Source organism: Pseudomonas sp. TE4620 (assembly GCF_056279045.1).
The window spans coordinates 2,498,075-2,512,763 of sequence record NZ_JBWBQO010000001.1 but is presented as its reverse complement, the minus strand read 5'-3'; the positions used below and the strand labels follow the sequence as shown (position 1 = coordinate 2,512,763).

The 14,689-nt window shown below is 62.6% G+C and carries 12 protein-coding genes; 10 read left to right on the top strand and 2 right to left on the bottom strand.

Annotated features, from left to right (window positions below):
- Positions 1–24 precede the first annotated feature (24 nt).
- The 5 genes from ACZ9A3_RS11805 (at position 25) to ACZ9A3_RS11785 (ending at position 6,669) form a co-directional block, all read left to right on the top strand.
- Positions 25–2,148, top strand: a complete 2,124-nt coding sequence (locus tag ACZ9A3_RS11805) for a TonB-dependent siderophore receptor (RefSeq protein WP_476252645.1) — start codon at positions 25–27, stop codon at positions 2,146–2,148.
- Positions 2,148–2,429 carry a hypothetical protein gene (locus ACZ9A3_RS11800; protein WP_476252644.1) on the top strand — a complete coding sequence of 94 codons (282 nt, stop codon included), beginning with the start codon at positions 2,148–2,150 and terminating at the stop codon, positions 2,427–2,429. Before ACZ9A3_RS11805 ends, ACZ9A3_RS11800 begins: the two co-directional genes overlap by 1 nt.
- Positions 2,426–3,928 carry a PepSY-associated TM helix domain-containing protein gene (locus ACZ9A3_RS11795; RefSeq protein ID WP_476252643.1) on the top strand — a complete coding sequence of 501 codons (1,503 nt, stop codon included), beginning with the start codon at positions 2,426–2,428 and terminating at the stop codon, positions 3,926–3,928. The genes ACZ9A3_RS11800 and ACZ9A3_RS11795 overlap by 4 nt, the downstream gene beginning before the upstream one ends.
- Before the next feature lie 12 nt (positions 3,929–3,940).
- Positions 3,941–5,158 carry a RhtX/FptX family siderophore transporter gene (locus ACZ9A3_RS11790; RefSeq protein WP_258593692.1) on the top strand — a complete coding sequence of 406 codons (1,218 nt, stop codon included), beginning with the start codon at positions 3,941–3,943 and terminating at the stop codon, positions 5,156–5,158.
- 176 nt (positions 5,159–5,334) lie between these two features.
- Positions 5,335–6,669 (top strand): hypothetical protein, encoded by a 1,335-nt coding sequence (locus tag ACZ9A3_RS11785; RefSeq protein ID WP_195884291.1) that lies wholly within the window; start codon positions 5,335–5,337, stop codon positions 6,667–6,669.
- Positions 6,670–6,705: 36 nt separating this feature from the next.
- On the opposite strand, the gene ACZ9A3_RS11780 is transcribed toward ACZ9A3_RS11785, so the two are convergent.
- Positions 6,706–7,326, bottom strand: a complete 621-nt coding sequence (locus ACZ9A3_RS11780) for a DcrB/PsbP domain-containing protein (protein ID WP_213604275.1) — start codon at positions 7,324–7,326, stop codon at positions 6,706–6,708.
- A 164-nt stretch (positions 7,327–7,490) separates the two neighbouring features.
- On the opposite strand from ACZ9A3_RS11780, the gene ACZ9A3_RS11775 reads away from it, so the two are divergent.
- Positions 7,491–8,204: a tellurite resistance TerB family protein gene (locus tag ACZ9A3_RS11775; protein ID WP_476252642.1), complete on the top strand. Its 714-nt coding sequence runs from the start codon at positions 7,491–7,493 to the stop codon at positions 8,202–8,204.
- A gap of 6 nt (positions 8,205–8,210) precedes the next feature.
- Here ACZ9A3_RS11775 and ACZ9A3_RS11770 read toward each other — a convergent pair whose 3' ends face one another.
- Positions 8,211–8,783: a LuxR C-terminal-related transcriptional regulator gene (locus ACZ9A3_RS11770; RefSeq protein WP_045198154.1), complete on the bottom strand. Its 573-nt coding sequence runs from the start codon at positions 8,781–8,783 to the stop codon at positions 8,211–8,213.
- Between the two features lie 143 nt (positions 8,784–8,926).
- Between ACZ9A3_RS11770 and ACZ9A3_RS11765 the strand changes: the two genes are divergently transcribed.
- The 4 genes from ACZ9A3_RS11765 to ACZ9A3_RS11750 all read left to right on the top strand — a co-directional run bounded on the left by ACZ9A3_RS11765 (position 8,927) and on the right by ACZ9A3_RS11750 (position 14,662).
- Positions 8,927–10,105, top strand: coding sequence for an acetyl-CoA acetyltransferase (locus tag ACZ9A3_RS11765; protein WP_045198156.1), 1,179 nt, complete (start codon positions 8,927–8,929; stop codon positions 10,103–10,105).
- A 2-nt stretch (positions 10,106–10,107) separates the two neighbouring features.
- The gene (locus ACZ9A3_RS11760; RefSeq protein WP_476252641.1) at positions 10,108–11,649 is read left to right on the top strand and encodes a class I adenylate-forming enzyme family protein; all 1,542 of its coding nucleotides are present in this window, start codon (positions 10,108–10,110) and stop codon (positions 11,647–11,649) included.
- A 43-nt stretch (positions 11,650–11,692) separates the two neighbouring features.
- Positions 11,693–13,015 (top strand): MFS transporter, encoded by a 1,323-nt coding sequence (locus ACZ9A3_RS11755; protein WP_476252640.1) that lies wholly within the window; start codon positions 11,693–11,695, stop codon positions 13,013–13,015.
- A gap of 120 nt (positions 13,016–13,135) precedes the next feature.
- Positions 13,136–14,662 carry a hypothetical protein gene (locus ACZ9A3_RS11750; protein WP_258593682.1) on the top strand — a complete coding sequence of 509 codons (1,527 nt, stop codon included), beginning with the start codon at positions 13,136–13,138 and terminating at the stop codon, positions 14,660–14,662.
- Positions 14,663–14,689: the final 27 nt, after the last annotated feature.

Here is a 14,689-nt window from a genome sequence, read left to right as displayed (position 1 = left end):
CAGGGAGTCAAAAAGGCAGGACGGATGGGGCAACGCAGCCGGGCGCACTTGGCGATGGTCCTGGTACTGGGCCTGAATCCGTTGGCGCTGGCGATTGCTGCAGAGAACGGCAACGGCACGCTGCAACTGGGCAACATCGAGATCACCGGCAAGGACAGCGCCAGCAGCGTGACCGCACCCGGGGTCACCACCATCGGCAAGATGCCGCTCAAGCTGCGCGAGACGCCGCAGTCGGTGAGCGTGATCGACCACGAGCGCATCGAGCAGCAGAACCTGTTCAGTCTCGATGAGGTGATGCAGCAAGCCACTGGCGTTACCGTGCAGCCGTTCCAGCTGCTGACCACCGCTTATTACGTACGTGGCTTCAAGGTCAACTCGTTCGAACTCGACGGCGTGCCGGCCTTGCTCGGCGACACCGCCAGCTCACCGCAGGACATGGCGGTGTACGAACGGGTCGAGATCCTGCGGGGCTCCAATGGCTTGCTGCACGGCAGTGGCAACCCGGCGGCGACGGTCAACCTGGTGCGCAAACGCCCGCAAAAAGAGTTTGCCGCCAGCACCACCTTGAGCGGTGGCAGTTGGGACCGTTACCGCGGCGAGGTCGATGTCGGCGGGCCGTTGACCGAGTCTGGCAATGTGCGCGGGCGCATGGTCGCCGCCTACGAGGACCGCGACTATTTCTACGACATCGGCAAGCAAGACACTCAGCTGCTGTACGGCATCAGCGAGTTCGACCTGAGCCCGGACACCCTGCTGACCCTGGGCGCGCAGTACCAGACCATCGACTCGGTGACCAACATGGCTGGTGTGCCGATGGCCAAGGACGGCTCGAGCCTGAACCTGCCGCGCTCCACTTACCTGGATGTCGACTGGGACCGCTTCAAGTGGACCACGCGCCGGGTGTTCGGCTCGCTCGAGCAGCAACTGGACTACGGCTGGAAAGCCAAGGTCGCCGCCGAATACCAGGACGCCGACTCCAGCCTGCGTTATGCCGGCGCCTACGGTGCGATTGACCCCGTCACCGGTGACGGCGGCCGTCTGATGGGCGCGGCGTACAAGTTCGAAAGCACCCAGAAGAGCGTCGATGCCTCGGTCAACGGGCCGTTCTCACTGTTCGGCCGCAGCCATGAACTGCTGCTGGGCAGCAACTACAGCCAGGGTGAAACCGAGCAGCGCACGGCGGACTTCACCACGTCGTTGAACGTGCCGGTCAACGTCTATCGCTGGGACCCGCACAGCGTGCCCAAGCCGGGTATCGGCGCCTACACATCGCCGGGTTCGACCACCACCACCTCCAAGGGTGTCTACGCGCTGACCCGCTTCAAGCTGCTCGATCCGCTGACCCTGGTGGTCGGTGCCCGGGCCAGCTGGTGGGACCAGGATGCACCGAGCGATCACTTCAAGCCCGGGCGCGAGATCACCCCGTACGGCGGGCTGATCTGGGACTTCGCCCAGGACTGGTCGTGGTACGCCAGTTACGCCGAGGTGTTCCAGCCGCAGACCGGGCAGACCTGGAGCGGCGACCTGCTCAAGCCGGTGGAAGGCAAGACCTACGAGACCGGGGTCAAGGGCGAGTTGCTGGAGGGCCGCCTGAACGTGTCGCTGGCGGCGTTCCGCATCGACCTGGAGAACAATCCGCAGGTCGACCCGGAACACCCCGGCGCCGGCCCCAACACCTACTACATCAGCGGCGGCAAGGTGCGCAGCCAGGGCTTCGAGCTGGAAAGCACCGGCTATATCACCCCGGACTGGAGCCTGTTCGCCGGCTACACCTACACCACCACCGAATACCTCAAGGACACCCGCAGCAACTCCGGCGAGCGCTATGCCGAGTTCACCCCGCGGCACATGCTGCGGTTGTGGAGCCAGTACGAGCTGCCTTGGCAGGAGCGGCGCTGGAGCGTCGGTGCCGGGGTGCAGGCGCAGAGTGACTTCTCTGCGCAGTCGGGCGCCGTATCGATGCAGCAGGGCGGCTATGCGTTGCTCAATGCACGGGTTGCCTATCGCATTGACGAGCACTGGACGGCCTCGCTCAACGGCAACAACCTGGCCGACCGCAAGTATTACCAGAGCCTTTCCAACTCCAACTGGAACAACCGCTACGGGGAGCCGCGCAGCCTCAACATGACCTTGCGAGGCACGTTCTGATGGCAGCCCCGGGCCTTGGGCCATGGCCGCTGCGCATCAGCCTGGCGCTGGCTGGCAGCGTGCTCAGCAGCCTGCAACTGGCGGTGCTGCTGGCCCGCCACTACCCCTTGGGCGACGGGCTTGAGCGGCTTTATGCGGCGATCTTTCTCGGCCTGGGGTTTCTCGTCACGGTGCTGTTGTGGGCGCTGCTGGCGCCGGACTGCAAGCGCGTGGTCTACCGCTCCAGCGCCTGGTTGCTGCTGTTCAGCCCTTGCCTGGCATGGGCAGGAGCCGGGTCATGATGGGCGCACCGCGGGCGCTGGTGCAGCGCGTGCATGCCGGTGCCGGCGGCGTGTTCGGCGTGCTGCTGTTGGTGATTCTGCTCAGCGGCGCCTGGAGCATGGCCCATGAGGACCTGCGCAGCTGGTTTCGCGGCCCGGCAGCCTTGGCGCCAGGGCCGCTGTTGCCCTTGGCGCAATGGCTGCCGGTGGCCAGCCGCCACGGCCTGGCGCCCGAGGCGTTGCAGATTCGCCTGCCCGACGGCGAGCGCGCGGTGGTCGAGCTGTGCGCGCCTGCCAAGCCGTGTAACCTGGCCCTGGACCCGGCCACTGGCCGGGAGCTGGCGGCAGAGAACGCCGCCGATATCCTCTTCAACCTGCACAAAAGCCTGTTTGCCGGCTTCCCCGGGCGGGTGCTGATCAGCCTGCTGGGGGTGGTGCTGTTGCTGATGATCTGGGCCGGCAGCGTGCTGCACAGTGGCCGCTTGCAGGACCTCACGCGCTTGCGCCGTGACCGTGGCCCGCGGCTGCTGGCCCACGACCTGCACAGCCTGATCGGCCGCTGGGCCGGGCCGTGGCTGCTGTTGTTCGGGGTTACCGGGGCGATGTCCGGCCTTGGCGCCCTGGGTACCCTGACCCTGGCCGGGCAGGCGTTTCCCGGGGCCCCGCAACAGGCGTTCATGCAGCTGCTGGGCGCACCACCGCAGGTCGATCCGCAGGCGGCGCCGGCCCAGCCCTTCGATCTCGATCAACTGCTGAGCAACGACGCGGCGGTGCACCCGGGCTTCACCGCCCAGAGCGTCACCCTGCATCACTGGGGCGAGCCCGGAGCCTGGCTGGAAGTGGCCGGCATCGAGTCCGGCCTGCCCAGCACCGCAGTGTTCGAACGCCATGCCTACCGCGGCGATGACGGTAAGCCGCTGGCCACCAGCAGTGCCAGTGGCCGAGGCTTCTGGCTGCAGGCGTTTATCGCGGTGCAACCGCTGCACTTTGCCGATTATCGCTGGCTACCCCACGCCGGGCCGCTGTTGCGCGTCGTGCATTTCAGCATGGCCCTGGGCGCCGCAGTGCTGGTGCTCAGCGGCCTGTACCTGTGGCTGGAGCGCCGGCGGCTGAAGGGCGGGGCAGGCTGGCAAGTGCTGCTGCGCCTGGTGGTCGGTGGCGGCGGCGGGTTGCTGGCGGCCAGCGCCGTGCTGCTGTGCGCCGGGGCGCTGGCCAACCTCGGGCTGTTGCCGCGCAGTTCACTGACGGCGTGGTTCTGGGGCTGCTGGATCGCCAGCCTGCTGCTGGCCGCGCTGATGCCGCCGCAGCGCCAACCGCTACGCCTGCTGTTGAGCGTGGCCGGCCTGGCCTTCCTGAGTGCTGGCGCCTTGCACCTGGCTGGCAGCCTGGAGCACGCCAACCTGAGCCTATGGCCGATTGACCTGGTGCTGTCGCTCGTGGGCGCCAGTGCCCTGTGGGCGGTGCGCCGCCTGACTGTTTTTTCGCGTACGGCACGGGCTGCCGACGCCAACGCTATCTGAATGGAGACTCGCATGCTGGATCTGTTGAAACACTGGCGCATGGTGCTGACCTTCGCCCTGTTGTACCTGTCCCAGGGCATCTGCTTCGGCATCGCCATGGACGCCTTGCCAACCCTGCTGCGCCACGACGGCGCGGCCCTCGATGCCCTGGCCTTCCTGCCATTGGTGGGCCTGCCGTGGGTGGTGAAATTCATCTGGGCGCCGCAGGTCGACAACCACTGGAGCCCGCGCCTGGGGCGGCGGCGCAGCTGGATCATACCGATGCAGATCCTTGTGCTGCTGTGCCTGGTGACCCTGGCGAGCATCGGCCTGAGTGTCGATACCGCCGGCTGGGCCGTGGGCCTGCTGATCCTCGCTTCGTTCGCCAGCGCCACCCAGGACATCGCCACCGACGGCATGGCCGCCGAGTATTTCAGCGACAACATGCTCGCGCGGATCAACGCCATCCAGGTCGGCGGCACCATGTTCGGCTTCTTCGTCGGCGGCGCCGGGGCGCTGCTGCTCAGTGGCCACTTCGGGCAAACCACGGCCTTCGGCCTGTTGGCCCTGGTGCCCTTGGCGAGCCTGTGCTGCGTAGCCTGGCTGCATGTGGCACCGGCGAAAGAGAAACAACCCGACGTCGCCCACGCCAGCCTGTTGCGCTTCATCAAGCGCCCCGGGGCGCTGTCGCTGGTGGTGCTGGCATTGCTCTCGGCGATGACCGCGGTGTCTGGCTTTGGCTTGTCGAAACTGTTCCTCAACGATGCTGGCTGGTCGTTGCAGGCCATCGGCCAACTGGGCATGAGCGGCGGCGTGGTGACCATCGTGCTCGGTTGCGGCGGCGGTGCCTGGCTGATCCGTGTGCTGGGCTTGTGGCCGGCGTTCATGCTGGCGGTGGCCATGGCCGGGGTGGCGGCGCTGGTCTGGCTGCTGCAGGCAAGCGGGCCAGTGGCGCCCCGGGTCGAGTTGATCTGGCTGGCGGTGGGGCTGGGCTCGTTTGCCACCGGCGCGACCTCGGTGGCAATCATGACCGCCTCGATGGCGTTTGCCGGGCAAAGCGACCAGGCCGGCACCGACATGACCGCCGTGCAAAGCACCCGCGACCTTGGCGAAATGCTGTCGTCCTCGCTGTTGCTGGGGCTGACCGCGCAGGTCGGTTACAGCGGCGGGTTCCTCACCGGGGCGCTGATGGCGGTGGTGGCGCTGCTGGTGGCGCTGAATTTGGCGCGGTATCGGGTTATTGCGCAGTAGGGGGGGCGTGCGCTCGAGCACGCTCTTTCGGTGAAGCTGGGTTCGTTGGACATCTTCGGTTCTGAAGATGGGCTGTTTCGTTGATGGTGCTGGCAGATTGCTGCTATGTTGGAGCGCTGGGAACCCCCTCTCACGCGCTGCTGGGACAGCCGGTTTTTTGTTAAGGCGAAAGGTCTATGTTAAGAGTCGGCGATTTTGATGAGTTCAGCTCATTGAAAAGAGTTTTTGTTGACGGGAAAATTGAAAAGCTCAAGCTGAATAATTTCTTGACCCGCGTTGATCTGAAGATCATGGCGGAGGATGACTGTCTGGTTTTTCTCGATGATAGTTTTTTAGGGTTGTGGGGCGAGGGGGTTCTTTTTACAAAAAATTATCTGGTGTATAACCTGCTGGGCGAGCGCGGGCATATGCCGCTTTGCAGTATTTCAACTATCGAATTCGTGGGTTCGGATGTGGTCATAAACGCATCGCTCGCGTTGACCTTCAGGAAAATCCCCCTGGGATTGGTTTTTGATGTTTTCAGGGTGGTGTATGCCTCGCTGAAAAGGAATGATGCATCCCTCATTGATGTGCGTAATCATGTTGGCGGAAGAGGAATTCTCAGCAATATTTCGCTGAAAGATGAGGTGGTAGGTTTTTTTCTTTTTGTTAAGGCAAATCAAAATAAAGAGAAGATTGTAGCGCTTATAGGTGAGCATAACTTCAAGGACAAGGAGCATATTCGCGAGTTCATTGTGCATGATGATAACTTGAAGGCGCTGTCATCGGCCCTGGTAGGGTGTTCGGGGCTGGAGGGCGATGTGCTCGCAAAAACCACCGATTTCTTTTACATGGCGTTCAAATACTATTCGTCATTTTTCTATGATGAGTTGAACTATTACAAAGAAGATTTGGCGCGGGCCGAAGCCCGGGAGCTGGAACTGCAGCGCACGGAAGATCTTGCAAGAAGTAAAGCAAAGGCCGAAGCGCAAGCAGCAGTCAAGGCTTCAAGGGTATGCTCATTTATCAATGTGTTCGCCGTCAAGGGCGAACCTGCGTCGGATTTCATGGACGCCTTTTTGTCAGTGGTGAATGGCTATTCCAGAAAATACCAGATGAACGAATCTGCGTATTGGTTTGTCTTCACTGCCCATCTTGATTTTTATCTTTACACCCTGGCGACCCGCAAGCTGTTGCAAGCGTCTGGGCTGAACCAGGTTTTCCTTGCGCCCTTTGTCTTTTTGCTTGAGGGTAACAAGGATCGAATGCAGGAACTGTCGGGCTTGATGAATGACGAGGTGGTCAAGGATGCGCTGGTGAGCATGTTTATCCTGATGGCTAACCAGAAGGCCGGGAATAAAGAGGGTAGCTTTAATTTTCTCTATGAGAAGATCCTGCTGTGTGAAAAAGATATATCGGAAGGCGAATTCATGCAGGGCCTTAACGTTGTCAAGCAAATAACTGAAAGGCTGGTGCTTGAGGTTTTGCGACCTGAGATGGAACGGTCCGCAGGAATAGATAATTTGTTCTGATGGATTACCCCTCGCAAGCGGGGGGGCGCTTGCATGCTATTTACCCTGATTTTTGCGAGATTCCGAAACCGGCACCGAGGATTGCCCCGCGATTCGCTTGACCAGCGCCGCATGACTGCTGGCTTGGTCGCTGCGGGAAATGACCTGGATGACCGCCATGCGCTCGCCGGAGCCTGCGATAAAGGTGCTGTTCAAGGTTTTGCCGCCGCCCAGGGTCGCCGTGCTGTCGATTTGTCGCACGCCAAGGCCGTTGCGGTTCAGGCGCGCTTCGCCGGTTTGTCGAAAGTCTGGCAGCCCGGCACTCTGGCGTTCGACGAAACCGCTGACGGCGCCGTCGAGGAAGGCGTCGTCGTTGTCACCTGGGCGCGACGCTTCGGGGAGCGGTTTTTCGACCACCATGACCACGCGCTTTTCCTGCGCATTGGCATACAGGGTGCCCACGGCGCCGGCGCCTTCGCTGCTCTGTTCGTCGGCGCTCAAGGGGCTAGCGATGAAGCCTGCCGGCAGGGTGAAGCTGAACTTGCCGCCGAGCACCGCGACCTTTACTTCAGCTTTCGTCTGGCTGCCGGCTTTGCTCGCGGCATGCAGATTCGGTAGCGCCAACAGGCCGACAACGGCCAGGGTCAGCGTCAGGGCGGTTCTGTGGAAAGTCGTCATACAGCCTCTCGTGGGGCGCGGGGCAGGGCGGGGTGGCTATGCTCACATAAACCTGCGTGCTCGGTAAGCCCCGGGTTAGCCGTCGGCCAGACGGTCATGGCAGATCGCCTTGCGGGGGCTATCGTTGCTTGTCTAAACAGCAACTACCGACCGAGGGCGGTGCTATGAACACCAGTGATCTACTCGAACAGCTGCTTCGCGCCGGGCAGGGCTCGCAAGCGCAACAAGGGAGCAGCGGCAGGTCAGCGCAAGACGGCCTGGGCGGTCTGGGCGGCTTGCTGGGCGGGCTGCTTGGCGGCGGCAGTGCATCGGCGGGCGGTGCTGGCCTGGGTGGTCTACTGGGCGGGCTGTTGGGGGGCAACGCGGGTGGCTCTACCCAGGGGCGCTCCGCCGGAGGCACCAATTACGCGGCCCTGGCGTCGTTGGGCATGATGGCGTTCCAGGCCTATCAAAGCTGGCAGCGCAGCCAGGCGACGGCCCCGCAACAGGCGCTGCGTACGGTCGATCAATTGTCCGGCGCCGAGGCCGAGGGCCACAGTCATGCAATCTTGCGCGCGCTGATTGCGGCAGCCAAGGCTGACGGTCGTATCGATGAGCAAGAACAAGCGTTGATTTACGCTGAAATCAAACGTCACACCAACGACCCGCAACTGCAGCAATGGCTGGATGAGGAAGTCAGCAAGCCACTGGATGCTGGCGAGGTGGCGCAGTCGGCCCAGGACCCAGGCATGGCCGCGGAAATGTACCTGGCCAGCGTAATGCTGGTGGATGACCAGCAGGACGCAGAGCGGGCCTACCTTGACGAACTGGCCGGCGCGCTGCAGATCGATCCGGCCTTGCAGGTGCACCTGGAACAGCAGGCCAAGGGAAACGCCTGACGCCGCTCAACTGATGAAGATGATCTTCGACACCAGCTCTGCGCTGTTCTTGGCCTGAAGCTTCTTCATCAGCCGGGCGCGGTGGACTTCCACGGTGCGGTGGGAGATCCCCAGCTTGCGCGCCACTTCCTTGCAGGTCAGGCCGTTGACGATATGCAGCGAGATCTCGCGTTCGCGCGGGGTCAGCTGGATGGTCGGCGCCGGCTGGCGGTCCAGGCGCTCGAAATGCCAGACCATCAGTTTGAACGGGTCCTCGACCGTCAGCGAAAAGCCGTGGGCCCGGGCCCAGAACACCTCGCCATTACGATGCTGCATGAAGCGCTCGTCGGAGTAGAAGGCGCCGGGGCCGTTGCGCAGCCAGTGCTCGCTGCGTTCGCCGATGCTCTGGTAGTCGGCGTGGGAGGGGTACAGCAACAGGGTCAGGTTGCCTTGCAGATGCTCGCGCTCGTAGCCGAACAGGCGCTCAAAGGCCTGGTTGCAGTCGAGCATGCGCCGATGGCCGGTGATCATCTGCGGCGCGGGGGAAACCTGGAAGGCCAGGCGCTCAAGGTCCTGGAAGTGCGGGGCGTCTTCGGTCATCGGGCGTCCTGCCTCGGGTTTGTCGGTGTGCACCGGGTTGGCGGGCACTACTTACTGGCGTAAGTAGTTGCCCCAACTAGCGTGGGATTCGGGCGCTGAATCATTGTATGGAATACGCGCTTCAAGGACAGAAGAAAATCACCATGACACACGATTCCGTATCCATCGTCGCGGCTGCCCACAGCCCTTTTGGTCGCCTGGATGGCCTCAACCTCGAAGACCTGATCGTCAAGGTCACCCGCGAAGCCCTGGCAGACGCCGAGATCGACGCCGGCGAGATCGACGCGCTGTTTCTCGGGCACTTCAACTCAGGCCTGGTGGCCGATGGCTTTCCTGCCTCGCTGATGCTTCAGGCCGACCCGCAACTGCGCTTCAAGCCCGCCACCCGCTGCGAGAACGCCTGCGCCTCGGGCTCGGCGGCGATCCAGGCCGGCATCAACGCGATTCGCAGCGGCGCCGCCGACCTGGTGCTGGTGGTCGGCGCCGAGAAAATGACCGGCAACAGCACCGTCGAAGTCACCCGCGCCCTGGCCGGTGCCGGCTACCAGAACGCCATGCAGGAGGCCGGCCTGAGCTTCGCCCAGCTGTTTGGCCAGGTGGCCCAGCAGTATGCCGAGCGCTACCACAGCCCGTTGGCCTCGATGGCCGCGATTGCGGTAAAGAACCACGCCAATGCCATGGCCAACCCGTTGGCGCAGATGCACCGGCTGATGGATTTCGAACACTGCAACAATGTTTCCTCGGGCAACCCGCTGATCGCACCGCCCCTGCGCCTGACCGACTGCTCGCTGATCAGTGACGGCGCGGCGGCGATCATCCTCGCCTCGCCGCAGCGTGCACGTTCGATGCGCCGCCAGGTGGCGATTCGTGCCATGGTCCAGGTCAACGACTTCCTGCCGCTGTCGCGCCGCGATGTGCTGGCCTTCGAGGGGCCGCAGCGGGCGATTCAGGGTGCCTTGCGCGAAGCCGGGGTGACCCTAGGCGACCTGAACTTTGCCGAGGTCCACGACTGCTTCACCATCGCCGAGTTGCTGATTTACGAAGCCATGGGCCTGGTCCCCCGCGGTGAAGGCCATCGCGCCCTCGACGACGGTATCGTGCGCCAGGGCGGGCGCCTGCCGGTCAATCTGTCGGGTGGGCTCAAGGCCAAGGGCCATCCAGTGGGCGCCACCGGCGTGTCGATGCATGCCCTGGGCTTTGCCCAGCTGACCGGCGAACCCATCGGCCTGGGCGTACCCGGTGCTGAGTTCGGCTTGCTGTTCAACATGGGCGGCATGGCCGTGGCCAACTACGCCAGTGTCCTGCAAGCGGTCAAGGCCTGAGGATGAACATCGCCCATTGGCTGCGCGATGCGGCCCAGCGCTGGCCGCAGCGCCCGGCGTTGTTCGAGGGGCAGCGCCAGGTTGCCGACTACCAGGCGTTCGCCGCCCAGGCCCGGGCCCGCGCCGTGCAACTGCGCGAGCAGTACGGCATTGCGCCCGGCGAGCGGGTGGCGCTGTTGATGAAGAACAGCTGCCGCTATCTCGAACTGCTGTACGCCATCTGGTGGAGCGGCGCGGTGGCGGTGCCGATCAACAGCAAGCTGCACGCCCTGGAAGCCGCCTGGATTGCCGCCAATGCCGGCGCCCGGCTGGTCTACACAGATGACGGCCAGGTGTTCGCCAGCGGCGCGTTGCCGAGCGGCTGCCAAGAACTGGCGGCGCACACGCCGAGCCCGCAAGGCCCCTTGGCGGATGAGCAACTGCCCGAGCCGTACCCGCGCCAGGACAGCGACCTGGCCTGGCTGTTCTACACCTCCGGCACCACCGGGCGCTCCAAGGGTGTGATGCTGTCCCATGGCAATTTGATCGCCATGTCCCTGTGCTATCCACTGGACGTCGATGCGGTGGCCGCTGGTGACGCGGTGGTGTACGCCGCGCCGATGTCCCATGGCGCCGGCCTGTACAACTTCATTCATGTGCGCTGTGGCGCCCGCCATGTGGTGCCGGCCTCGCGCGGCTTCCAGGCGGCGGAGCTGTTTGAGCTTGCGCAGCAACTGGGCCAGGTCAGCCTGTTTGCCGCGCCGACCATGGTCAAGCGCATGGTCGACCAGGCGCGCCTGCAGGGGTATGCCGGCGAAGGCATCAAGACCATCGTCTACGGTGGCGGGCCAATGTACCTGGCCGATCTTGCCCAGGCCCTGGACACCTTTGGCCCGCGTCTGGTGCAGATCTACGGCCAGGGCGAATGCCCGATGACCATCAGCGCGCTGTCGCGCCAGGCCATCGCCGATCGCGGGCACGCCGACTGGGCGCAGATCGCCGCCTCGGTAGGGCGTGCCCACGCCTGCGTCGAGGTGCGCGTGGTGGATGCCCAAGGCCAGCCGGTGGCCGCGGGCGAGCCGGGGCAGATCGTGGTGCGCGGGCCAGTAGTGATGCTGGGCTACTGGGACAACCCGCAAGCCACCCAAGAGGCCCTGGTAAACGGCTGGCTGCTGACCGGCGACATTGGCTTTTTCAACCAGCAGGGCTACCTGACCCTCACCGATCGCTGCAAGGATGTGATCATCTCCGGCGGCAGCAACATCTACCCACGCGAAGTCGAGGAAGTGCTGATGCAGCACCCCGAAGTGTTCGAGGTGTGCGTGGTCGGCGAGGCCGATGCCGAATGGGGCGAATCGGTGGTAGCCTTCGTGGCCTTGCGTTCACCCGATAGCCTCGATGCGCAGGCCCTCAACCAGTGGTTTCTGGCGCGCATGGCCTCGTTCAAAAAACCGAAAAAGTTCGTCTTTTGCCCCGAGCTGCCGAAGAACAGCTATGGCAAGATTCTCAAGACCCGCTTGCGCCAGTGGTTACAGGAGCCTTCGCAGCCTCTGATCAACCTCTGAAGCGCGGTATTTCATGGATAGCACTACGACAGGAGTCCCCACTATGGGTGTGCCAGCTTCCAACCCCCAGCGCCAGCGGCGCCGGGCCTTTATCGGCGCCACCTCCGGCCACTTGATCGAGTGGTACGACTATGGCGTCTACGGCTTTCTCGCCGTGTACATCGGCAAGGCGTTTTTTGTTTCTGACGACCCCACCAGCAGCCTGCTGGCAAGTTTTGCCGCCTTTGCCCTGAGCTTCTTCATCCGGCCTCTGGGCGGGCTGTTCTTCGGCCCCCTGGCCGACAAAATCGGCCGGCGCAAAACCCTGATCACCGTGCTGGTGATGATGGCCGGCTCGACCTTCCTGCTCGGCCTGTTGCCAACCTACGCCACCATCGGCATCGCCGCGCCGATAATCCTCGTGTTGATCCGCTGCGTGCAGGGCTTCTCGGCCGGTGGCGAGATCGGCACCATCACCAGCTTCATTTCCGAATACGCCGGCCCCGGCCGCCGCGGCTTTGCCACCTGTTGGCTGATGGTCACCGCGGTGCTCGGCCTGCTGCTGGGCGGCGCCGTGGCCAATGGCATGACCTGGGCCCTTGGCGCCGAGCTGATGCAGGAGTGGGGCTGGCGTATTCCGTTCCTGGTGGCCGGCCCACTGGGCTTCATCTCGATGTACATCCGCCTCAAGCTTGAAGACAGCCCGGAGTTCCTCGCCCTGGTCGAGGCCGGGCAGACCTCCAAGGCGCCGCTGCGCGAGGTCTGGCAGTGGAAGCGGGCGATCGCCCTGGTGTTCTTCATCATCACCCTGCACAGCTCGATCTTCTACCTGGTGCTGACCTTCGCCTCGACCTACATGTCCAACACCCTCAAGTTCGACAGCGGCACCACCTTGCTCTACGTCTTCGTCGCCAGCCTCTCGGCGGCGCTGGTGATGCCGCTGGGCGGCGCCTTCACCGACCGTTACGGGCGCAAGCCGTTCTTGCTGGTGATCGGCACCCTGGCAACCCTGGCCATGTACTGGTTCTTCAAGACCGCGCCGGGCGCCACGCCTGCGACCCTGTTCTGGCCGCTGATGGCCGTGGCGATTTTGTTCGGTTTGTACGCGTCCTCGACCTACGCCTTGATGAGCGAGTTGCTGCCCACCCGCATCCGCTCCACCGGCATCGCCGTGGCCTACAACATTCCGGTGGCGGTGTTCGGCGGCAGTGCGCCGCTGATTTCTACCTGGCTGATCAAGGTGACCGGCGACATCACTGCGCCCTGGTATTTCTATGTGGGCACCGGGGTGGCGTCGCTGCTGGCGCTGGTGGTGTTGCGCAAAGAGGATTTTGTCGCGGGTGGGCATGCGGTTGGCAAGGAGGAGGGGGTGCCTGTTTTAGTCTGAGCGGGTTATCGATCCGTTTACTGCTTAAAATCAGTTTCTCGCGAACCACGTGGGCAGCCACTAATTTGCAGGGTTCATGGCCAACTGCTATTAGTTGTTAAAGCCTGCTAGGAGCGAGTCATGGCCAGAGCACTCATGCTTCATCAGATTCCCCTATCGTTTTTCGTTAAAGGCGGGGGAATCGCCATAAGCATGGCATGTTGTGTTCTGGCGATCAGCCCAGCTTACGCTGCCGAGGGATCGCTGCAGACCCGTGTAGTCTGGCAGTCAACGTGCCCCAGTGACCCTCCCCCTCCCATCGTGAAAGACAGTGATCGGTCCGGAGTGATCGCCCTGATTGCTGCAGCTATGGCCCCGAAGCTGATAGAGGGGGCAGTTGATATGGCTGCCGAGGCATTGAAGGCTGCTGGTCAAACAAAGACTACGGCATCGACAGCGAAATCCGCGGACTATTTTTATAAAGTCAGCCAAGAGGCTGACATACTCAGCCGAACAAACTGCCTAGTGGTTGTTCGTGGTGAATTTGAGCCGAAGTCGATAACCCGGCATGAGTTTGCAGCCAAAGTCGAGGCGTTCCACGGCTTAACGAAATTACATTTTTACTACGAAGCAAAACTTAATCGCCTGAGAGGACTGCAGTACTTTCAGCTGACGCCAAACTATCTGGAGGTAACCGAGTTTGACCATTGGCGATTATTTGGTACCAGGAAACGCGACTTCATCGTCGCCGTTACCTTGACCGTTCCTGGGGGCGCTGCGCCGTTTGGTTCCGCTGAGATGACGTTCAAGGACATTCGTCGGGGCGAGAAAATAAAGGCAGGCGATTGGCGCCTGAGCTCAGCGTCGACGCTTCCCATTGCATTCCCACCAGCGTCCGCAGATGCCACTAAGGCTAAGGAAAAACAGGAAGCCAGGGTGGCTCGCTATTTGTTGGCGCTCGATATTCTAAACCCCAAGGACCCAACACCTTCTCAGCCGGAAAGTGTCTACCTGGACAAACGTGTTGTCGCGGCGGTCGATACGTACTGTGCGGCCATGAGCGCCCAGAACCTCAAGCTGGGTAAAGACCATCAGTTGCATGATGATCGATGCAATTACTCATTGACGGCTGATCGTGAACGCCTGGACAACGCCATTGAGGCTGCCAACTCAAATAAACACCGCAAAAAGTGGGCTGGAACGGTGTGTGATTATAGACCCGCGCGCACAGCCGATAAAAAACCCGCTACGTGTGAAAGCATGGGCGAAGACGTTGATCTTGAAGACAAGGTCTTCACCTACTTTGTAACGCAGCTAACGTTAAGTGAGACCAGTGAGGGAAGCAAGTTCGCGTTGTATCTGGGCAATGCCCTATCCTCTTCAAAGGAAGAGGTAAGTACGGTGCTTAAAGGCTATATACCTAAATCTGCAGACGCTAAAGATGCGGATAAAGCATCCCGGCGAGCGGCGCGCGAAGATGCTTTGCTTGCCGACCTCGAAGTGCAGAAGGCAGAGGAAGCCCTGGCTGATGCGTTGCTTCCCGAAACCCCTGTGGCGGTGGACGTTACGTCGGCTCGAATTGCGTTGCTGAAGGCCAAGATTGCTGCTAACGAAGCACATCGCAAAGCGGGAACCAGTGTTCCATTTCCGTTGATACCTGGCGTGTAGGTCTGCGCTAATGAACTGCGTTCGAGC

Bases quoted from the DNA above. Each gene is read 5' to 3' on its own strand.
- ACZ9A3_RS11805 (WP_476252645.1), top strand. From the start codon at position 25: ATGGGGCAACGCAGCCGGGCGCACTTGGCGATGGTCCTGGTACTGGGC.
- ACZ9A3_RS11800 (WP_476252644.1), top strand. From the start codon at position 2,148: ATGGCAGCCCCGGGCCTTGGGCCATGGCCGCTGCGCATCAGCCTGGCG.
- ACZ9A3_RS11795 (WP_476252643.1), top strand. From the start codon at position 2,426: ATGATGGGCGCACCGCGGGCGCTGGTGCAGCGCGTGCATGCCGGTGCC.
- ACZ9A3_RS11790 (WP_258593692.1), top strand. From the start codon at position 3,941: ATGCTGGATCTGTTGAAACACTGGCGCATGGTGCTGACCTTCGCCCTG.
- ACZ9A3_RS11785 (WP_195884291.1), top strand. From the start codon at position 5,335: ATGTTAAGAGTCGGCGATTTTGATGAGTTCAGCTCATTGAAAAGAGTT.
- ACZ9A3_RS11780 (WP_213604275.1), bottom strand. From the start codon at position 7,326: ATGACGACTTTCCACAGAACCGCCCTGACGCTGACCCTGGCCGTTGTC.
- ACZ9A3_RS11775 (WP_476252642.1), top strand. From the start codon at position 7,491: ATGAACACCAGTGATCTACTCGAACAGCTGCTTCGCGCCGGGCAGGGC.
- ACZ9A3_RS11770 (WP_045198154.1), bottom strand. From the start codon at position 8,783: ATGACCGAAGACGCCCCGCACTTCCAGGACCTTGAGCGCCTGGCCTTC.
- ACZ9A3_RS11765 (WP_045198156.1), top strand. From the start codon at position 8,927: ATGACACACGATTCCGTATCCATCGTCGCGGCTGCCCACAGCCCTTTT.
- ACZ9A3_RS11760 (WP_476252641.1), top strand. From the start codon at position 10,108: ATGAACATCGCCCATTGGCTGCGCGATGCGGCCCAGCGCTGGCCGCAG.
- ACZ9A3_RS11755 (WP_476252640.1), top strand. From the start codon at position 11,693: ATGGGTGTGCCAGCTTCCAACCCCCAGCGCCAGCGGCGCCGGGCCTTT.
- ACZ9A3_RS11750 (WP_258593682.1), top strand. From the start codon at position 13,136: ATGGCCAGAGCACTCATGCTTCATCAGATTCCCCTATCGTTTTTCGTT.